The following is a 19,318-nucleotide window of genomic DNA, read 5'->3' on the forward strand; positions in this document are numbered from 1 at the left end:
CCCCCTTATACGTTAGACAGATTCGGTTTAGCTGTCTTCGTCTGTTGTAAGAACTCCTCTACAAAATCTTTGTAAGGCTGTTTATCATACTGATCAAAGTACGTCATGCCCATTTTAATTGGATCACCAAAGAAATAGTACTCATAGTGTGCTTGACGACTACCAAAGGCACTAAGTGTGGCATCCCACGCTAATCGGAATAGCTGTACGCGATCATATCCACCTAGGTTTTTGCCCTGCATGGCTCTCTCGACGATAGGTCCAATTTCTTCATGCTGAAAATCAGCCTCTGTTGGAATGCCCATCAGCCCTGATGCACCTAAGATACGAAGAATTTCCGTTATGCGGGGATAGACGCGCGGATACCAATTTCTAGCGGCATTTAATGCATCAAAATCTGGTGTCATAACACCCCATTTATCTATTTCTGCGTTATGCTCCGCCCGATAGAGATGGGATTTCATTGTTTCCAGCATAAGCATTACTTCGGTTCCTTTGTCCTTAACGTGCTGAAATTGGTCAATGCCAATTGCATCCATAACTTGCAAGATAATACCAAGCAGGAACTCTGTTTTGACGACATTTTTGGAAACGACCTGATGGGCCATATGAACAACCGCATTCGTCTCAATAAATGTTCTATTACAAATGGATGAGTTCTCACATACGAACACGCGCTCCCACGGAACGAAGACATTTTCAAAGGAAACGATAGCGTCACCTTCTTCAAAACGAGAAGAGAGAGGATGATCCCATTCATTCTTTCCGTAATCGAATGATTCCCTGCTGAAGAATTTCAATCCTTCTGTGTTGTTGGGTATAGCAAAAGCAAGAGAATACGGATCATCTAATTCCCCAGACTGCTTAACAGTAGATGGGAATACTAGTATTTCATCTGTAATGCCACCTTGTGTAGCCAATAGACGTATACCATCGACAATAATGCCATCTTTTCGCTTTTCAACGAGGTGAAGGGCTACATTGGCATCCTTCTGTTCATGCTGGGCCTTTGCACGGTTTACCTGTGGATGTATTAAGGTATGGGTTAAGCTGATATCATTTTCTCGGACATATTCATAATAATTGCGTGCATTCTCAGCAAACATCGTATCCTGTTCAGCAAAAAATTCATTTGCATAGCCCATTGCCATGACTTCAGCATTTAAATAGTCCGGAGATCGCCCCATCATACCTCCATTGGAGCGCGACCATTCTGTAATGGCTTCCCGGCGACGAATTAGATCCTCTATCGACTCAGGCTTGAGAAAGCTCATTCCCACCTGTTCCCCTGAAGTCGGAGAAGTGTAAAGCATCTTTTCCGGCTGTTCATGCTGGATATCGTATAGTCGTGCCATGGAAGCAACCACATTCTTAAATGCTGGATGTGTTGTAGGATCTTCGACTCTTTCACCTTGGATATATACATTGTTTCCAGCCTGTTTAATACGTTCAATATATTGTGCACCTGTTTTAGCGCCCATAGCTTATTCCCCCTTTTTTCCAAATTGCGGTATGGAATGGTCCCCTAATGCCACATGAATAACTTGCGTTTCTGTAAAGAACTCAAATGCATAGTATCCGCCTTCTCGTCCAATACCACTATGTTTCGAACCACCGAATGGAGTTCTCAAGTCTCGTACGTTCTGTGCATTTATCCACAACATACCAGAATCAACGGCTTGTGCGACCCGATGACCTCGTTTTAGGTCATTGGTCCAAACATACCCTGCAAGTCCATACCGTATATCGTTAGCCAATGCGACTGCTTCCTCTTCATCCTTGAACGGAATAACCGATAGAACCGGACCAAAAATTTCCTCTTGAGCTACTCTCATTGAATTATTTACATTAAGCAGTAACGTCGGAGCTATATAATTACCGTCCTGGTATGCGTCCTGCATGGTACTGCTGTATAGCTCGCATCCCTCTTCTCTCGCAAGGTCGAGATAGCCTTTCACTCGTTCATAGTGAACTCGATGAGCAAGAGGACCGATTTGAGTGTCTGAATCTAAGGGGTCCCCGATAACAATGTTATCCACTCTATTTTTAAGCGCTTTCACAAATGAATCATATATGCCTTCATGCAGCAAAAGTCTCGAGTTAGCCGTACACCTTTCCCCATTAAAGGAGAAAATACCCCAAGTACAAGCATCAAGCGCTCTTTCAAAATCTGCATCATCAAATACAATGATAGGAGATTTCCCACCTAGCTCCATGGAAAAACGCTTTAAAGAATCTGCACCATTTTTCATTATTTCCGAACCAGTTGTCGTTTCCCCAGTAAAGGAAATCAACTCTACATCCGGGTGGGCAACAAGAGCGGCACCTGCTGATTCGCCAAATCCATGAACAACATTAAATACCCCATCTGGTAGACCCGCTTTATCAATAATTTCCGCTAATCGATTAGCGCTTAACGGAGACCACTCGGCTGGCTTAAGTACTACTGTATTACCTGTCGCTAATGCTGGTGCCACTTTCCACGTTTCGAGCATGAATGGGGCATTCCATGGTGTAATAAGACCCGCAACCCCTACAGGCTTATGGATGGTATAGTTTAAAAATTCGTCATCCACTTGATAGGCATCTCCTACTAATCGAGCCGAAACCATCTCTGCATAGAAGCGGAAATTTTGAGCCGCGCGAGCTACCATTTTTTTCGTTTGGCTAATAGGAAGTCCTGTGTCATACGATTCGAGAGGAGCAATTTCCTCAATGTGCTCATCAATTAAATCAGCAATTCTATTCACATAGGCAAGCCTTTCCTTTACTTTCAGTTTGCCCCATTCTCCTTTGTAGGCTGCTCGAGCTGCCGACACTGCCTTATCAATATCTGCTTGAGCCCCTTCAGCAACATAATTAATTGTTTCATTTGTAAACGGGTTGTGGTTGGCAAACTGTTGGTTGCTCTCCGCTTCCACAAACGCTCCGTTAATATATAGCTTTACATTCGTTACCTTGCTCAATATATTTTGAACCAGTTGCTGTTTATCCTTTAATTGTGAATTCATCATACTCCTCCTCTACTTACTTGGTATAACATGCTCCGGCAGGTCCACATAGTCGTGAAGAACCCTCCGAATTTCTCGCTGTAAATCTTCTGTTGGCAGGTCCATCGGCAGACGAAGCACTGGGTGAATTGCCCCCATCATACCTAATGCTGCCTTTAAAGGTGCAGGGTTTGTGTCCTTAAATAACACATCGTTAAGCGGCATAAGCTCATAGTGTAATTCCTGAGCGCGCTGAACATCCCCTTTATTCCACGCATTGTATATTTCTGCTACTTTATCAGGCATGATATTTGCTGTTGCACTGATATGACCAGCACCACCAATAGCAAGCATCGGAAAGCACAATAGCTCAATTCCAGAATAAAGTAAAAAGTCTCGACCGCAGTTCAACAGCACACGATTCACATGCTCAAAATCCTTGTTGGATTCTTTCACACCAATAATATTTGCACAATCTTCATTTAACCTTGCTAACGTTTCGACATGAAGATTTGTTGCTGTTCTTCCGGGAATATTATAAATAATGATGGGGATGTCGACAGCATCATGTACCGCCTTAAAATGCTTATACAAAGCATGCTGGGAAGGTTTATTGTAATACGGCACAATCACTAGGGCTGCATCCGCTCCTATCTCCTGTGCTTTTTGTGTTAAATAGATGGTTTCATCGTGATTAGTTGATCCTGTACCAGGCACAAATGGTACTCTGCCATCAATAGCTTTATATGCTTTCTCCATTACGGAAACACGTTCCTCCACCGATAACGAGCTAGGCTCGCCTGTCGTTCCTGTGACGGAGATCGCATGAGTTCCACTATTAATATGCCAATTTATGAGCTTTTCAAGTGTCGGGTAATCAATCGAAAAATCCTTCATAAATGGAGTGACAATCGGCGCTATTGATCCTCTCAATTTCTCCTTAGCTTCCTTTGCATACATCATTCTATCAACACACCTTTCAATTCTTCCGATTCATTATTTATCTGAAATATCTGTCATTTTTACTGTAGCATGTGCTACGATAGATGAGAAATATCTAAAATGTTGCTTATACATATCAAAAACATATAGATATCGAAAGGAGAACGTGCATGGATATTCGTAAGCTTCGTTATTTTTATACCATTGCACAAGAGAAACAAATTACAAGAGCTGCAAAAAGACTGCACATCGCCCAGCCTCCTCTCAGTCAACAGCTGAAGCAGTTGGAGGGTGAGCTTGGCATTCCTTTATTCGAACGAAATGGCAAAAAGCTGGAATTAACAGAAGCTGGTAAAGTGCTGTATCATCGGACTGAAAAGCTGCTTCACGAAATGGATGACATGATCACAGAAGTAAAAGAAACCCATGAAGGAATTCGTGGTGTCCTAGCTTTAGGCTCCGTGAAATCATGCTTTTCTTTTTTACCAAGGCAGCTGAAATCGTTTCGCGAGCAATATCCAAATCTGCATTTTCACTTACAAGAAGGAGACACCTATTTTCTGTCAGAGAGCTTACGGAACCGTGAAATTGAATTAGCTATCGTTCGATTACCCATTGATAAGGATGACTTTTCCTTACTTCGTCTTCCTTCTGAACCATATGTTCTCGTTACAACCAAGGAAATGTGTCCTTTTCCGTCCTCAATTTCAGAAGTATTCATGGCAGACCTAGCGGATTTGCCATTATTATTACTTCACCGCATGAGTGGTGTGGGGCAATATGAAGTCATCCTGAATGCCTGTCGTTTAAATGGCTTTGAGCCAAATATTGTTTGTGAGTGTCCTGATGTTTCTATGCTGCTTTCCTTAGCGGCAGCAAACGTTGGGGCAGCTATTGTGCCCAAATCTTCCTTGTCCGAAGCAGCCTACCCAAATTTGAAAGCGTTAACAATTATTGAAAATAGTGTACAGGCAGAAGCAGCAATGATTTGGTTAACCGACCGTCATCTTTCTACAGCAGCCAAACGGTTCATTAGTCAGCTGGAGGCATCCTTGGCTGCAACAGAAACATAATAGATATTTGAATTTTAAGACGATTTGTGGTTACTATGAATTTAGTATCAAACATTTTCCGATTTGGAGGAGATTCCATGAAAAATGCATACGCGAAAATATGCGGGATTCCTGAACTTCAGCAAGTTCAGATTCATCCTGAAACGCTGCAGATGATAGAAGCGGAACAAAAAAGTGTATTAGATTTCCCATTGTCCGGAACGATATACGGGACTATGTTCAATTATGCTGGCACGTGGGAGAAACAAAAAGAGGCTTTTCATCAGCCACCTTATCAAAAACCGCCAGAAGCACCTGTGTTATACATAAAACCAGCAAATACTTTCACTGGACCTAACACGAATATTCCTATTCCTGAAGAAATAGAACACGTAGAAATAGGAGCTTGTTTAGGCGTGGTCATGAAAGAGAATGCTACACAACTTACTACAGAAAACGCGATGTCCTATGTACTTGGATATACTATTGTTAATGACATATCTATTCCACATGAAAACGTACATAGACCAGCTATTCAACAAAAAGCACGTGACCGATTTTGCGCAGCTGGACCATGGATTATGGAAAAGGACTCTGTCCCTTCTCCCGATGCATTGGAAATACGCGTCTATATTAATGGAGAGCTCTGCCAGCACAATTCCACTGTACATTTAATCCGGTCCATATCCCAATTACTAGTAGATGTTACCGAGTTCATGACATTACGTAAAGGAGATACACTATTAGTAGGAATCCCCGATAAACCACCACTTGCTAAAGCCCTGGATGAAGTTCGAATTGAAATAGATACGATTGGGAATTTGGACAATTCATTCATAAAAGAGCAAGCGTATGTGAAGGAGGTACAATCATGAAAACAGCTAGAGTTGCTTATAAGGGCAGGGTCCATCATGCAAGAGTGTTAGATCATAAGATTCTTCTAGAGGAAGGAACCTCTTGTTCTGAGGAAGAAATAGTTTGGCTACCTCCAGTGGAACCAAGAACGGTGTTTGCATTAGGGCTCAACTATGCTGATCATGCTTCAGAGCTTTCCTTTTCAGCCCCTGAGAAACCGCTTGTCTTTCTCAAAGGTCCCAATACGTTTATCGGCCACAAAGGAGAAACGTTACGTCCAGTAGATGCCACAAACATGCACTATGAATGTGAGCTTGCCGTTGTAATTGGAAAAAGTGGAAAACACATAGGAAAAGAAGAGGCTTATGAATATGTTAAGGGCTACACTATCGCTAACGATTATGCTATAAGGGATTATCTAGAAAACTATTACCGTCCAAATTTGCGAGTAAAGAACAGGGATACTTGTACTCCACTAGGTCCTTGGATAGTACCAAAAGAAGACATCGCTGATCCGATGAACCTGGCCCTCCGGACATATATTAACGGAAAGAAGACACAGGAAGGTAATACAAAGGATATGGTATTTGATATTCCTTACTTAATCGAATACCTCTCTAGCTTCATGACCCTAAGTGAGAATGATATCATCCTGACAGGCACCCCAAAAGGGTTAGAGAAGGTATATGAGGGGGATGAAGTGGTGACAGAAATAGAAAAAGTAGGAAGGCTGATCAATTATGTAGGTAAGAAACAACCTAGCATAGTATAAGGAGATGTGAATATGCCGCATATTTACGTAGAATATACAGAAAATATCAAATCTCAAGCTAATATGAAAGAGCTGCTTCCAAAGCTGCACGAGGTATTGCTACAAAGAGAAGACACTTTTCCTATAGGTGGTATTCGCTCTCGCGCCATAGCTTTACAAGATTATTACGTTGCAGATGGGTCCGCAGAAGACGCATTCGTCCATGTAACGTTAAAAATCGGCAAAGGCAGAAGTGAGGTAGAAAAGGAAGAAACGTGCACAGCCCTTTTTCAAGTAATAGAAGATCATTTTTCCGATCTCTTTGAACGCAATTACCTTGCGCTTTCCCTAGAGCTTTATGAATTCCAAAACAAAACATGGAAAAAAAATAATATCCACGATCGATTTCACTAATCTGCTCCTGTACTTCACTACCATAAAAAAATAGCAGACCTGCTGCTCGAGGTCTGCTTCTTTATTAATTCATCAATACCTTAATTCCCATAACCACATTCCAAATCATAATACCAAAGGAGATCAAACCAAATACTCCAACCCCTATGACAACAGCAATGCCGGTTCCTTCACTAAAACCACCTACCACTAATGCAATTATGATTAGCGCAATTATCATAACAAATGGAATGATATGCGAAATAAGTGCTCGTTTCGAATGATGCTTCACCTCTTCCTCCCCAATAATCCACGTAATAAGAGGTAATAAGAAGGGGGCGAAGAAGACGCTAAAATACGCCAATGATGAAATAATTTTATTCGTACTCATCTGAAAATCTCCTCTCCAAAACTATGAAAAAATAAGTTCCTATAATGCATACGTTCCTCATTTTAATTGGTTTCAAAACTTTAAAATTAAATTTTCCTATCTTCCTCATAATCTTACTAACTTTTTATTAAGTGGGGACAGCCTCTCCTATGAATTGCCTCCATTCAAAACTCCCCCTGTTCCTACAGAGGGACTGCATTAGTAGTGCTGTTTACTCAATTGCTCTAATATCTTTACATGCTGCCTATCCTTATCCAGAATTTCCTTCACCACCCGGTGACTCTCTTTATCTAAGTCACCTTTCACTATTTCCTCGGAAATTTCCACCCCATAATGGCTTTCTCCTTTCAAAGCGCTCTCTACAATCCCTTTAGTATCCTTAGGCATCAAAAACTTGCCTATATACCCTTGTACAGAACCCACAACACCTTCATCGTTTACTGGCGTACCACCTAAATTCTGAATACGTTCCGCCACCTGTTGAGCATGCTGTTTATGATTTTGTTGAATAGCCTGAAATTCCTTCTTGATATATCGATCCTGTAACATTCCTATGTAATGTTCATATGCGTGAATGCCCATATACTGACCCTTCAAAAATTGGTTAAGTGTTTTTACAACATCCTTCTCCTGCATAGAAAAAACCTCCTTTTACTATATTGTTTCACTTAATCACTCCATTATTCTATAGTAAAGAAAAGAGAGTTCTGTTATCCCCGTATAATCATACAATCTAATAAGTGTGTTTAAGAAGGAGGACGAAGCATGCTGGAAATAACCATAACCATTATATCTTTATCTATCATGCTTTTATTAGCATTATTTCACATACTACTTGCCTTTGGAGCACCATTGGGTGAATATGCATGGGGGGGATTTTATCCAACATTACCCCGCCCTTTTCGAATAGGCAGTATATTTTCTGCACTTGTATTACTTTTTCTCTCAGGAGTCTATGCCCAAAACGCAGGCTTTATTACAATCACACCCTCCTTACCTACAAACACCATTCTTATTATCGTTACCGTCTTTTTTGCCTTAAACACCTTCGGAAATATTGCTTCAAAAAGCAGGAAAGAACGATGGGGCATGACTCCTATTTCTAGTGTGCTCTTTCTGCTGACCCTTGCACTTGTGTTTATTGGTTAAGAGATAGCATGAATTTTATTCCCATTTATTCGTTTAATGGCAAGTTGAGTCAAGAAATACTTATGCCTTTTTTCATCTCAGTTTCAATTACATTAACCATCTTTATGTAAACCCCTCTGGACTCTTCCTCTACAGATAGTCCTAGAAGGGTGTTCATTTAATTAATCTTTTTTAGAATTATAATGCCATTCCAAAAGGTAGGATGGTTGTTATAATGTGTATTCTGTTGCAATATTATTTCATACTGGTCCTTTCTCTGCTTCATAAAATCAAGGGTTGCTTGTTTAGGTTCATTCCAATTTGTATCATCGACCATAATAATACTACCTTCTGAGAAGAAAGGTTCGGCAATTTCGAGTCCTTTTAGTTGATTTACATAATCGTGAGGACCATCATAAAAATAAAACCCAATCGGTCCTTTATGAATAGAATGAAAATACTCTTCATACCCCATGTCATAAAACTCATGTTGGTCAGATCTATAGGAATGAAAACGCTTCATAAAGGCTTCCCTGGGTCCCCCAAATGAAGAGAAATTATCTATTCCTATGCACTTTTTATTACCGTTGTTAACTAATCCAGATAAGAAAGAAAAGCCATTCCAAACACCTACGTTTACGAAACGCTCTTCATCTTTCATGGCGGCTACAGCTTTGTTAATAATCCCTGCCATGACTAAAGTAGACATTCTGGGAACTTCTAGGCATACTGGCTCAAGATATTTTTTTAACATCAAATCATCTTCAGGAAATATAGTGTTATCCATTTCTAATACTGTATTATTTATATTAGAAGCATCTACTGGAGTATATGGCTGAATATCCTTAAATGAAATACGTTTGATAAACTCACTTAACTCCACTTATTCTCTTCCTCTCTTAGTTATAAAATTAAATTCCTTCCATTTGCAATAAACTGTTTAATTTATCTATATCTACTATTAAGTTATCAATCCCCCCTATCACTTTAGGAGGCTCTTCAATAGGGCAAACTATTTGGAAGTATTCCAGATTTAAATGGTTACATATCTTCCAGAATACGTTACTATTCATCGTTCGAGGACTTAACTCAAAGTGTTTAGCTCCTGGTTTTGAAAATATTAAATTCGTGTTTCCGGCTCCTACCGGGGCAAGGACCACATCGGCAGATGAAAATATTTCAACCTGCTCCTTAACACTCAAAGAACTTAAAGTTATTGTTTTAAAACCTTTATTGACTAGCAATTGTTTTAGTTCTGATTCATTTACGATATACCTAGCTCCTGCATCTTCTCTACTGATATATATCCTCTTATAGGTTGAATCAGGCTTAAGGGTTACTTTTTGAGTTGCTGTATCTTTTATATATTGAACTGCCCATTTCGGGATTCCTCCCATTAATCTTGGAACAGAAGGAACAATCACTTTTTTCGCCTTAAGGTGAAAAGGAAACTTACTGCTGGGATCTATTTCTATCACTTTACTTTTAGGTATCCCCAACATATTAAGCCATTCTTTATGAAAAGGCTTTGACATTTTCCCAAAAACATATTTATCAATATGAATGTTACTTCTTTGCAATAAATGGTATCTAGGAAGAATATCTAATAGAAAATGATGATAGTTATTTTGGGTAACGTCATTACCTCCCCATAGTAAATGGGCTACTGTCTCTTCTGTTTCATCTGGAACTGGAAGCTCCGAATAAGGTAGAGGGATTGTAAACTCAATATCTCTCATACGTTTATTATCTGGAGTTGCCACATAACCGTGGGAGCTAAAAATTCGTCCTTCTGGGATTATACATACAAATGCTTCTTGATAAGGGGTAGTTACAGGCCATCTGATAGGGTCTAATCCCTTAGGGGCAGAGAAAGTAATGCTCTCCTTTGGATAGATCACTTTATAATAATCATCAATATCTTTGAAGTATGCTTTAGCCCAATCAAATGTTCTCTGATAAAACTCTGTAGGAACATGCGTCTCTATATTACTCAATATAATCACTCCATTAATTATTGTTCAAGATCCAAAGAGTTAGAAAGAACATATACCATGACATTGTTTCTTTCTATAAACATAAATTAATACTGTAGTGTAATTCTCGTAATTGAGGAGGGTATGAATATAAACACTCAAAATTCAGAGGGCTATCCGATTGTTTCTATTGTAATCATCACAAGGAACAGCTTGAAATTCACGAAAGAATGCATTGATAGCGTTGTTAGATACACCCATATATCATATGAGTTAATCATCATTGACAACAATTCGTATGATGGGACAAAAGAGTATCTCCAAGGACTGCAGCTCATCAAGTGTCTATATAATTCAGAGAATAAGGGCTTCCCTTATTCATGTAACCAAGGAATAAAAGAGGCAAAGGGGGAGTATGTTGTTTTATTAAATAATGATACAGTGGTAACAGAAGGATGGCTTACTAGGTTAATTGTTCCGTTTCAACGGGACCAAACTATTGGTATCGTCGGTCCAGTGTCCAACTTTGTAATAAAAGACCAACTAGTGGATGACCCTCCATACAATACAATAGCAACGATGCATCGCTTTGCCAGAGAAAGAGGAATAAGACTTAATGGTAAAGGCAAATACACCACATTAATTAGTGGATTTTGTATGGTGTTTCCTCGCTACTTGGTTCAATACATTGGAGGGTTTGATGTAGGATTTTCGCCGGGTTATTACGAGGATGCTGATTTCTGTATCCGTGCTCAAATATATGGGAAGAAAGCCTGGGTAGCAGAGGATGTATTCATTCATCACTATGGGAGTCAAAGCTTTAAGAAGTCTAGTGAAGCAGAGATACAATCCATTGCATACCGAGAAAGATTATTTTTGAGTAAATGGCGGTTGAAAACATTATATAACAACGAAGAGATACAAAGAATGATTGAGAGAGAGAAACCCTTCCGCAGAGATAAACATTATGTCTCTCTTGATTCTTCAATACAGTAAGCAGGCAAACTGATATCAGTTCCTGCTTTTTCCTTTATAAAGGAAGTATTGGCTTTCCTTTTTGCATTCTTTCCAAGGCTTCTATTGGTAAATGGATACAATCTTGAAAGGAAAGGTGAAAACAGGATAAGATGACTTCATCAGTAATCAAACGAACCGTGTCCTCTTCTGTGTAATATAATTCATTTGTTCCAAATGTTACTAATTTCCCGTTAACTATCCCCCTTTCAAATATTATTCCTTCTAAAGCATTTCCCCTTGGAATACGATTGTATATGTCATCTTCCACTGTAATAATCTCATTATAGCTAAAGTTTAAATGGCGAAATACTTCCTCGGACACGATAGGATATATAGTACCGTTCCGAATCATAGATACTTCTTCCCCTGTGCTAGCTTTGATAAGAAACTGGTTAGGGCCATTATCCACAATGGAATGCATTGAGGAGATTGGCTTTCCGTGAGGAATAGAGTGCACTGTAACCTCAGGTAAAATACAAATATTTTCCCACTTATAACGGTAATAAGCAAAATCTTGTTCGGTGACGATATGACGTTTAAAACCATGCTCTACTATAAATATTGCCGTGCCTTCTTCCGATTTTATGAGTACACCTTGTGGCACATAAGGCAGCATATGTGAAGTCGGTGGCTTGTTACAAACTATTTGAAGCTGTTGGATGATCTGCTGCTGAAATCTATCTGCACCAAATATATGCATTGCGGCCAGTTTGCTTTGCTTCCCTACCTCTGCTAACCTACCCTTTTCTTGAATAAGCTTCTCTACTATAGAAGAAAGTTCTCTAATATTCCCATGGTTGGCTAGCTTATCTCCATTCCCAGTCTTTTGTAATATTTCCACAAGACCTCCACTGCGGTATGCAACGACGGGCTTCCCAAATATCATACCTTCTAATGCGGTTAAGCCAAATCCTTCTTTTACCAAACTCGGGACAACAACAACATCTAAGGCAGGATAGATAGTAGCTACATCCTTTATATACGTTTTCTGATGAAATCTATTGTTATAAGGGGACATCTTGACTTTCTTCATACAATTGTGGAAATATGATGAATCAGTTTGATTACCAGTAATAAGAAAATGAACAGAAGGGTATTTACTAGCAAGGAGTAAGGCCATTGAAATGAAATGATCAACACCTTTGGAAGGTATAATATCAGCGGCTAACATACCAATTAACAATTCCTTTTGGTTTACACCTAATTGGGTACGTAACGTCTCCCTATGCTGACTTTCATTACTTTCCATAACATGCTTTATTTCGTAGGTAGGATAGAGTAAATATGTTTCCTGTTGAAAGAAGGATAGAGCCACTTCAGAAACTCCGATAACCCAATCTGCATAATGCTGGATGAACCCTACAGCATGTGGAGTATAAGCAGTTGTTTGTAAAATTTCATGGATCATCCATGCTACAGGTATCTGTTCCTTTTTAGCAGCGATGGCAGGTGCAATGTTAACGCATGTATTCGCTACAATAGCGTCCGGTCTTTCCTGAGTTAGGAGGTTTTGCAGCATAGATATTCGCTGATCATTGCCTAGAGAGATTATATCGGTATAAGTTCCAGCATGAGACTCCCACAAACTCCACCCTATTGGAAAGGATTGAATAATTACTCTAAGTCCCATTTCTCTCGCCTTAATCTCTAGCTCTCCCTTATTTGGAACCACCAACACACATTCTGCACTATTTCTGGCATATTGTAGAAATAATAACAAGTATTTTTCTGATCCTGTTATACGGTTTGGTGTACACATATGTGAAAAGAAGAGTAATTTCCTGTTATGCAATGTACTCCACCTCTCCCTCATGTCACTTCCCTTATAGAAATGATTTATTTTATAATCCTGAACGCTGTATTACATCTTGGATAAATGAATCTAGATCAGGGTCTGACGGCGAAAGAATACCAAGTCCATGAAAGGAAGAAACACGATGAAAGCTAATAGCTCGAGATGTCGTTTGTAAGAAGTCTTCAATTGCTGTCAACACACCATTCCTTTCCCCTCCTTCTTTCAAAGCATGGTTCATCCCATGATTGATTGCTCCCTCTACATCATCCATACGGTCAAGGTCAATCAAATCGGAACAGCCAGGGGCCACTCCTCCCGTGCTGTTTGGATGAAGAAATTCATCTGGTATGGAGGAGGGATTATAATACATGTCTCTTCTTGCATATGGCCACTCTACATCGTGTAGAAAAATGATTGGAAATGTCTCGTCATCCTTTAGTTTATTATCAATAATAGTTAACTCATGATATACCGTAAACCAGTTATGATCACCATCGATTAACACGGAGTCATAGCCTGATAAAAAAGGAAGCTCTTGAAGACTATAATTTTGAATGAGCTCATAATGATGATTAAATTTTTGAACATACTGATTGGAGTCAAACTGAGGATCTATGTCGATAACAGTTAATTTTCCATTTTTTAATTGGCAAAAGGTTACAAGGTTTTTGGTGTTCTCCCCTTTAAATGCCCCTATTTCAATTATATACTTACTGTTAGTATGATTCAGAATCGGGAATATAAGCTTAGCCCAAAATCTTTTCACATCATGAACCTCCTTTATCGATATTGAGTATCCCAGCAGAAATTTATCGTGGGGTCATCATAAGAGATACGTTTTTCATCAGGATTGGCTGCATGATAGGAGGAAGTAGTGAAGTAAATAATAGTAGCAGGAATATTCCCAAGAACACGGTATCCATGTGCTACGCCTACCGGAATTAATAGCATAATCGGGTTTTCATCACCCATGTAATAAACATCCGTTTGACCATGAGTAGAGGAATCCTTTCGTAAATCATACAGGACAACCTGAGCATTTCCAGATGGAAAAAACCATAGGTCATCCTGCTTCTCATGATAATGGAACGCTTTAATAACACCTGGATAGGTCATGGACCAGGACGCCTGCCCAAATCGATTCAAGAGCTCTGGCTCATCATCCCGTACTAATTCAGCAAAAAATCCTCTGTCATCACAGTGCTTTTGAATTTTTTTTAGCTTAACTCCGTCAATCATAAAGACTGCTCCTTTCTAACAAAGTCTGTTAGCGCCTGATCCCATTGTCTCAGTTCAGAAAGCCCTGTTTGGACGAGCTTAGATGTAGCAAGAACGGAATACGCGGGTCTGACAGCCTTTGCTCCGTATTCACTTGTGGAAATTGGCGTAATCATCTCCGGGTTGTAGCCAGCTTCTCTCCAAATATGTTCGGCAAATTCATACCATGAACAGGAGCCACTGTTTGTAACATGATACACCCCACAAGGTGCTGCTAACATGTACTCAATTGCATCTACCAGGTCATTTATATACGTCGGACTTCCAAATTGATCATGAACCACGCTGATTGGCTGTTGGGCTCTAGCTAATCTAAGCATAGTAGTAACAAAGTTCTTGCCTCCGTGTCCATACAACCAAGATGTGCGTACCACCATAAAGTTCCCACTCATCATGGTTAATTGCTCTCCTAGCTTTTTACTTAATCCATAAATAGATAAAGGTCTTGGAATATCTTCTTCTACGTATGGCACTCCCTTATATCCGTCAAAAACATAATCTGAACTAATGTATATCATTCTTGCACCTATTGACTGAGCAGCCTGAGCGACGTAACCCGCTCCTAAACTATTTACATCAAAAGCAAGAACTCTATTCACTTCGCACAAATCCACTGCTGTGTACGCTGCTGCATGGATAATCAGCTCTGGCTTAATGGCTGCCAATTGATAATCTATTTCGTCTTTATTCGTCACATTCAGTTCTTCTTTTCCTAGTCCTACTACTGTATGTTTCTGCTTAAGTTGATTTACTAACCTCTTTCCTAGCTGCCCGTTCGCTCCCGTGACAACGATTATCACATACTCACCCACTATCTCTTTTGTGATGTGTACCAGGCGATTGTTTTCTCTATCCCCTCTTCAAAGGAAACACTTGGTTTCCAACCTAATGTATGCAAAACCTTAGAATAATTCATCGCATAGCGTAGATCATGGCCTTTTCGATCGTCTACGTATTTTATTAAACTCTCATCTTTCCCTAATTTCTTCAATATAAGATTCAGTACATCATAGTTGGTTAGTTCTTCATTTCCACCAATGTTATACACCTCTCCCATCTCCCCATTTTTCATAATGTTAAAAATGGCTCGACAATGGTCCTCCACATATAACCAATCACGCATATTTGTGCCGGCACCATATAATGGAATACGCTCATCCTTCATTGCATTCAATATAATAGTCGGGATGAATTTCTCCTTATTCTGCATTGGTCCGAAATTATTGCTGCATCGACTAATAATAACAGGTGCTTGATGGGTGTTTACATAGGAACTTACTAGTAAATCAGCACTCGCCTTACTTGCAGAATAGGGATTATTTGGTGCAATAGGGGTTTGCTCTGTAAAAGCATCGTCGCTCCAAGCTAATGATCCGTACACTTCATCTGTAGAAATTTGAATCATGTTGGATATGGCACCTTTACGTACTGCTTCTAACAGTTGATAAGTCCCCATTATATTCGATTGTAGAAATGGTAAAGCATCTTCAATACTTCTATCTACATGAGATTCAGCAGCAAAATTAATGACCCATTCATAAGAATCCTTAGTTACAGCGGCTATATCCTCCGGCTTACTAATATCTCCTTTCATAAAGGTGTAACGTGGGTTAGGTTGAAATTCATCTAGTATGTGTCGATTACTAGCATAGGTTAATGAATCAATATTAGTAATGTAGTAATCAGTGTGCTCTAGCATATACGAAATGAAATTTGACCCAATAAAGCCAGCACCACCCGTAACTAGTAGTCTATTCTTCATGTACATCCCTCTTTTGCTCCATATCGTATAGTAATGCTGATGCTTTAAATAGAGATTCATGGGTTCCTGCATCTATCCACCAGCCAGCCAGAATATCAAATTCCAGCTTACCCTTCTCAATATATATATTGTTTACATCTGTTATTTCTAGTTCGTTTCTCATAGAGGGAGTGAGCTGCTGAATATAGGAAAGAACCTGGTCGTCAAACATATATATTCCTGTCACACAATAGCTGGAGGGGGGAAGCTTTGGTTTTTCATGAATAGCAACTATTTTATTAGTCTTTACATCCAATTCCGGTACTCCAAATCGGGAAGGGTCATCTACTTTATATAATAGAACTCTTGCTCCTTCTCCTTGCTTCCGAAATTGATGCACATATTTATCAAGAGGATCCTCAAACACATTATCACCAAGTAATACGACAACAGATTCCCCTTTAATATGGGGCTCAGCCCGCAGTAACGCATCAGCTATACCCGCACCTTGTTTGACTTGTATCATAAAGGTCAGTTTTACATTCCATTCTTCGCCATTACCTAAGAGCTGAATAAACGAAGATAAATCGTGTTTATTTGTCACAATGATAATATCGTCAATTCCTGCATCTTTTAGCTTTATGATAGACCAATATATCATCGGATATCTCCCAACAGGTAATAGGTGTTTATTATGAATATTGGTCAAAGGCTTTAACCTGCTCCCTGTACCTCCTGCTAAAATAACTCCCTTCATGACAATAATGCACCACTTTCATTTTGTACTTTTTCTTCTTTCCTTATGGTCATGCTCTACCTTATGGAAAATAGTTCTTCAACCATCCTCACAACCAAAGCATTAGAATAACGTTCTATAATAACGTATGTTTATCAGCATTTTATGTAACGAATTACCAAGGAATATTTATAAAATGGTGAAGATGCCTTAATAGAATCGGATTAGTGCAATACATCACGAAGCATATGTTATGTGAAATGTAGCATTAAAAAAGAACTATACTCGAAAATCTTCTGTTGAGATTCGTTACAGTTCGAATTTTTATTTTTATACTCTCCCCCATCATATTATTTCAGGGGAGAGTCAATCTAAGGACTGTTCCAGTCTATCCTATAATGTTTCTAACGAATGAAATAAAATGTAAGATAAGAGAAGGTGTATCATAATAATCTACCTATCTAAATGACACATTCCACCTTATCTCTTCACCAATTGGAATGCTGCTTATTTGGTGCGTACTAAGAACTACTGAATGGCCAGTTGGATAGTGTAACCTTTCAGCTACCTGAGCGTGAATAGGGCAAAGTGCTTGTTGATTACTCACATAATATTGTTGATGATGACGGAACAAGACACCATCTGGCAATATGGAAACACCTTGATGGAGCGACGTAATTGGAGCACCTGTAGGTATAGTTAACAAAAGATGATCCGAGACGTTCACTATTTCATTCCAGTTGAAATGAAATTCATAAAATACTTCCTCGTTTGGTAGAGGATGCTTTTTCCCTTTTTGATACATATACACAGTTGGGCTGGAAGCAGATTTAATCAAATGCATATCAGGAAAAGTTGAAGAGTTTGTAAATACACTACGGTTAATAGGAGCACCTTCCGGATATTTAAATAAAAATGGTGCTGGTACTACAACAATCTTATTCTGATTATAATGAAGGTCTTGCATTATTTCAGGAGAAATTAACCTTCTCGTGCCATTTTCCACTCTATACAATTCACTACTTGGTGTTTGGATTATAACACCCGTTGGTATGTCTTCTGGAATAAATTGATATAAGTGCTGAAAGGATTGTGTATCTTTATATGCTACATCCAATATTTCCGGAATGGGATGGAATAAAGTGAAATTAGTCAGCCGTTTCCAAAATGCAGCATCCCCATTGTACCAGTTCTCCGGACCATCATCCCAATAGCTTCCAAACCTATGGAATACCTTCTCAGCTATGCCTCGTGTATGCATAATGGAGCAATGGTCTACCAATCCAACAGGGTTTCTCAGTTTTCCGTTTGTATGTCTAATAAACTTTTTGGTTACGGACCCATGTTCATCTAGATGTATAACCTGCTGCTTGGAATATACCACTTCAGTGGAAGGTCTTGATTCCAAAACATTTACCATTCTTTTAAATCGAGTGGACTTAAACAGATTATCATCTGTTAAATACGTTATATATTTTCCTTTTGTCCTAGGGAGGGCTTCATTTATTAAGGTGGCATATCTAGTTGTTTGATACCTGAGATGATCTGCAATACCACTATCGACTAGGTGAACGCGCTTATCTGAAACGTATCGTTGTAGGATAGCTTTTGTTTCCGAACTAGAGTGGTCATCCATAATCCATAGCTCAAAGTTTTGTAATGTTTGAGATAAAACACTCTCTATCGCTTTCCCTACCGTGGAAGGTTTATTATAACTAGTCAAAATAACAGATACAATAGGGTTCAGGATACACACCTCCAATTGTTGAACCTACTCGTGGCAGGTTTCCTCTGTAGCATATGTTATTATGTATAATAGTGTTTCATGGTTTCACCTAGATTTCACAAGGAAGACCAATAAAGAAATAGCACCATAAAAAAAACATAACTTCGTTCAGTGAGCGAAGTTATGTTTCTACCTACTATAATTATTATGATTTTACGTTTAAAGGCTCATTCTGGAATACAAGCCCTTTCTCGACGCTACCAACTGAGCATAAAGGAACAAAGCTTGTAGTACCTGGCACAAGCAAATCTTCTATCTCTAGCACTTCATGCTTTAGGCCCCTGAATCTACCTATAAAAATACCAGCCCCCTCTTCTTGAAAGAAGGTAATTCCAATTACATCTCCACAGCTAAATCTAGTATGAATCACTTTCGCTAGCCCTGTTATACAGCAATCACAGGAGGTAGTTTCCGTTTTTTTATGATGGGAATATCCATGATCTCTGTGTTCATGACAATCACAACTTTGGTAATAATCACTCATGAG

General features: G+C 39.2%; 21 protein-coding genes. 6 read left to right on the top strand and 15 right to left on the bottom strand.

Features of this window, described 5'->3' with window-relative positions:
- Nucleotides 1–5: 5 nt before the first annotated feature.
- The 3 genes from hpaB to hpaI are packed head-to-tail and all read right to left on the bottom strand — an operon-like array spanning nt 6 to nt 3,950.
- Nucleotides 6–1,481 carry a 4-hydroxyphenylacetate 3-monooxygenase, oxygenase component gene (gene hpaB / locus ACFFGV_RS13145; protein WP_377348591.1) on the bottom strand — a complete coding sequence of 492 codons (1,476 nt, stop codon included), beginning with the start codon at nt 1,479–1,481 and terminating at the stop codon, nt 6–8.
- Between the two features lie 3 nt (nt 1,482–1,484).
- On the bottom strand, nt 1,485–3,011 hold the full coding sequence (gene hpaE, locus ACFFGV_RS13150) for a 5-carboxymethyl-2-hydroxymuconate semialdehyde dehydrogenase (RefSeq protein ID WP_377348593.1): 1,527 nt from the start codon (nt 3,009–3,011) through the stop codon (nt 1,485–1,487).
- Nucleotides 3,012–3,023: 12 nt separating this feature from the next.
- Nucleotides 3,024–3,950: a 2,4-dihydroxyhept-2-ene-1,7-dioic acid aldolase gene (gene hpaI, locus ACFFGV_RS13155; protein WP_377349306.1), complete on the bottom strand. Its 927-nt coding sequence runs from the start codon at nt 3,948–3,950 to the stop codon at nt 3,024–3,026.
- A gap of 152 nt (nt 3,951–4,102) precedes the next feature.
- Between hpaI and ACFFGV_RS13160 the strand changes: the two genes are divergently transcribed.
- The 4 genes from ACFFGV_RS13160 (at nt 4,103) to ACFFGV_RS13175 (ending at nt 7,004) form a co-directional block, all read left to right on the top strand.
- Nucleotides 4,103–5,005 (top strand): LysR family transcriptional regulator, encoded by a 903-nt coding sequence (locus ACFFGV_RS13160; protein WP_377348595.1) that lies wholly within the window; start codon nt 4,103–4,105, stop codon nt 5,003–5,005.
- Nucleotides 5,006–5,082: 77 nt separating this feature from the next.
- Nucleotides 5,083–5,859, top strand: a complete 777-nt coding sequence (locus ACFFGV_RS13165) for a fumarylacetoacetate hydrolase family protein (protein ID WP_377348597.1) — start codon at nt 5,083–5,085, stop codon at nt 5,857–5,859.
- Nucleotides 5,856–6,611 carry a fumarylacetoacetate hydrolase family protein gene (locus ACFFGV_RS13170; RefSeq protein ID WP_377348599.1) on the top strand — a complete coding sequence of 252 codons (756 nt, stop codon included), beginning with the start codon at nt 5,856–5,858 and terminating at the stop codon, nt 6,609–6,611. The genes ACFFGV_RS13165 and ACFFGV_RS13170 overlap by 4 nt, the downstream gene beginning before the upstream one ends.
- Nucleotides 6,612–6,623: 12 nt before the next feature.
- Nucleotides 6,624–7,004, top strand: coding sequence for a 5-carboxymethyl-2-hydroxymuconate Delta-isomerase (locus ACFFGV_RS13175; RefSeq protein WP_377348601.1), 381 nt, complete (start codon nt 6,624–6,626; stop codon nt 7,002–7,004).
- A 64-nt stretch (nt 7,005–7,068) separates the two neighbouring features.
- On the opposite strand, the gene ACFFGV_RS13180 is transcribed toward ACFFGV_RS13175, so the two are convergent.
- The gene (locus tag ACFFGV_RS13180) at nt 7,069–7,374 is read right to left on the bottom strand and encodes a magnetosome magnetite crystal formation protein family (protein WP_377348603.1); all 306 of its coding nucleotides are present in this window, start codon (nt 7,372–7,374) and stop codon (nt 7,069–7,071) included.
- A 198-nt stretch (nt 7,375–7,572) separates the two neighbouring features.
- The gene (locus tag ACFFGV_RS13185) at nt 7,573–8,010 is read right to left on the bottom strand and encodes a ferritin-like domain-containing protein (protein ID WP_377348605.1); all 438 of its coding nucleotides are present in this window, start codon (nt 8,008–8,010) and stop codon (nt 7,573–7,575) included.
- A gap of 129 nt (nt 8,011–8,139) precedes the next feature.
- Between ACFFGV_RS13185 and ACFFGV_RS13190 the strand changes: the two genes are divergently transcribed.
- Nucleotides 8,140–8,523 carry a hypothetical protein gene (locus ACFFGV_RS13190; protein WP_377348607.1) on the top strand — a complete coding sequence of 128 codons (384 nt, stop codon included), beginning with the start codon at nt 8,140–8,142 and terminating at the stop codon, nt 8,521–8,523.
- Nucleotides 8,524–8,680: 157 nt separating this feature from the next.
- On the opposite strand, the gene ACFFGV_RS13195 is transcribed toward ACFFGV_RS13190, so the two are convergent.
- Together ACFFGV_RS13195 and ACFFGV_RS13200 are read right to left on the bottom strand one after the other, a co-directional pair.
- Nucleotides 8,681–9,385 carry a class I SAM-dependent methyltransferase gene (locus ACFFGV_RS13195; RefSeq protein ID WP_377348609.1) on the bottom strand — a complete coding sequence of 235 codons (705 nt, stop codon included), beginning with the start codon at nt 9,383–9,385 and terminating at the stop codon, nt 8,681–8,683.
- A gap of 28 nt (nt 9,386–9,413) precedes the next feature.
- The gene (locus ACFFGV_RS13200; RefSeq protein WP_377348611.1) at nt 9,414–10,508 is read right to left on the bottom strand and encodes a glycosyltransferase family 61 protein; all 1,095 of its coding nucleotides are present in this window, start codon (nt 10,506–10,508) and stop codon (nt 9,414–9,416) included.
- Between the two features lie 114 nt (nt 10,509–10,622).
- Here ACFFGV_RS13200 and ACFFGV_RS13205 point away from each other — a divergent pair, with 114 nt between their 5' ends.
- Nucleotides 10,623–11,474, top strand: coding sequence for a glycosyltransferase family 2 protein (locus ACFFGV_RS13205; protein ID WP_377348613.1), 852 nt, complete (start codon nt 10,623–10,625; stop codon nt 11,472–11,474).
- A 34-nt stretch (nt 11,475–11,508) separates the two neighbouring features.
- Here the strand turns inward: ACFFGV_RS13205 and ACFFGV_RS13210 are convergent, their stop codons facing one another.
- The 8 genes from ACFFGV_RS13210 to ACFFGV_RS13245 form a co-directional block, all read right to left on the bottom strand.
- Nucleotides 11,509–13,215 carry a glycosyltransferase family 4 protein gene (locus ACFFGV_RS13210; protein WP_377348615.1) on the bottom strand — a complete coding sequence of 569 codons (1,707 nt, stop codon included), beginning with the start codon at nt 13,213–13,215 and terminating at the stop codon, nt 11,509–11,511.
- Between the two features lie 121 nt (nt 13,216–13,336).
- Nucleotides 13,337–14,056, bottom strand: a complete 720-nt coding sequence (locus tag ACFFGV_RS13215; protein ID WP_377348617.1) for a class I SAM-dependent methyltransferase — start codon at nt 14,054–14,056, stop codon at nt 13,337–13,339.
- A 14-nt stretch (nt 14,057–14,070) separates the two neighbouring features.
- Nucleotides 14,071–14,529 carry a dTDP-4-dehydrorhamnose 3,5-epimerase family protein gene (locus ACFFGV_RS13220; protein WP_377348619.1) on the bottom strand — a complete coding sequence of 153 codons (459 nt, stop codon included), beginning with the start codon at nt 14,527–14,529 and terminating at the stop codon, nt 14,071–14,073.
- Complete coding sequence (gene rfbD, locus ACFFGV_RS13225) at nt 14,526–15,368, bottom strand: dTDP-4-dehydrorhamnose reductase (RefSeq protein ID WP_377348621.1); 843 nt, start codon at nt 15,366–15,368, stop codon at nt 14,526–14,528. Before rfbD ends, ACFFGV_RS13220 begins: the two co-directional genes overlap by 4 nt.
- Before the next feature lie 11 nt (nt 15,369–15,379).
- The gene (gene rfbB, locus ACFFGV_RS13230) at nt 15,380–16,330 is read right to left on the bottom strand and encodes a dTDP-glucose 4,6-dehydratase (RefSeq protein WP_377348623.1); all 951 of its coding nucleotides are present in this window, start codon (nt 16,328–16,330) and stop codon (nt 15,380–15,382) included.
- Nucleotides 16,320–17,066: a sugar phosphate nucleotidyltransferase gene (locus tag ACFFGV_RS13235; protein WP_377348625.1), complete on the bottom strand. Its 747-nt coding sequence runs from the start codon at nt 17,064–17,066 to the stop codon at nt 16,320–16,322. Before ACFFGV_RS13235 ends, rfbB begins: the two co-directional genes overlap by 11 nt.
- Before the next feature lie 436 nt (nt 17,067–17,502).
- Nucleotides 17,503–18,801, bottom strand: a complete 1,299-nt coding sequence (locus ACFFGV_RS13240) for a glycosyltransferase (RefSeq protein WP_377349308.1) — start codon at nt 18,799–18,801, stop codon at nt 17,503–17,505.
- A 175-nt stretch (nt 18,802–18,976) separates the two neighbouring features.
- Nucleotides 18,977–19,315, bottom strand: coding sequence for a hypothetical protein (locus tag ACFFGV_RS13245; RefSeq protein WP_377348627.1), 339 nt, complete (start codon nt 19,313–19,315; stop codon nt 18,977–18,979).
- Nucleotides 19,316–19,318 lie beyond the last annotated feature (3 nt).

Source organism: Pontibacillus salicampi (assembly GCF_042434395.1).
Lineage (GTDB): Bacteria > Bacillota > Bacilli > Bacillales > BH030062 > Pontibacillus > Pontibacillus salicampi.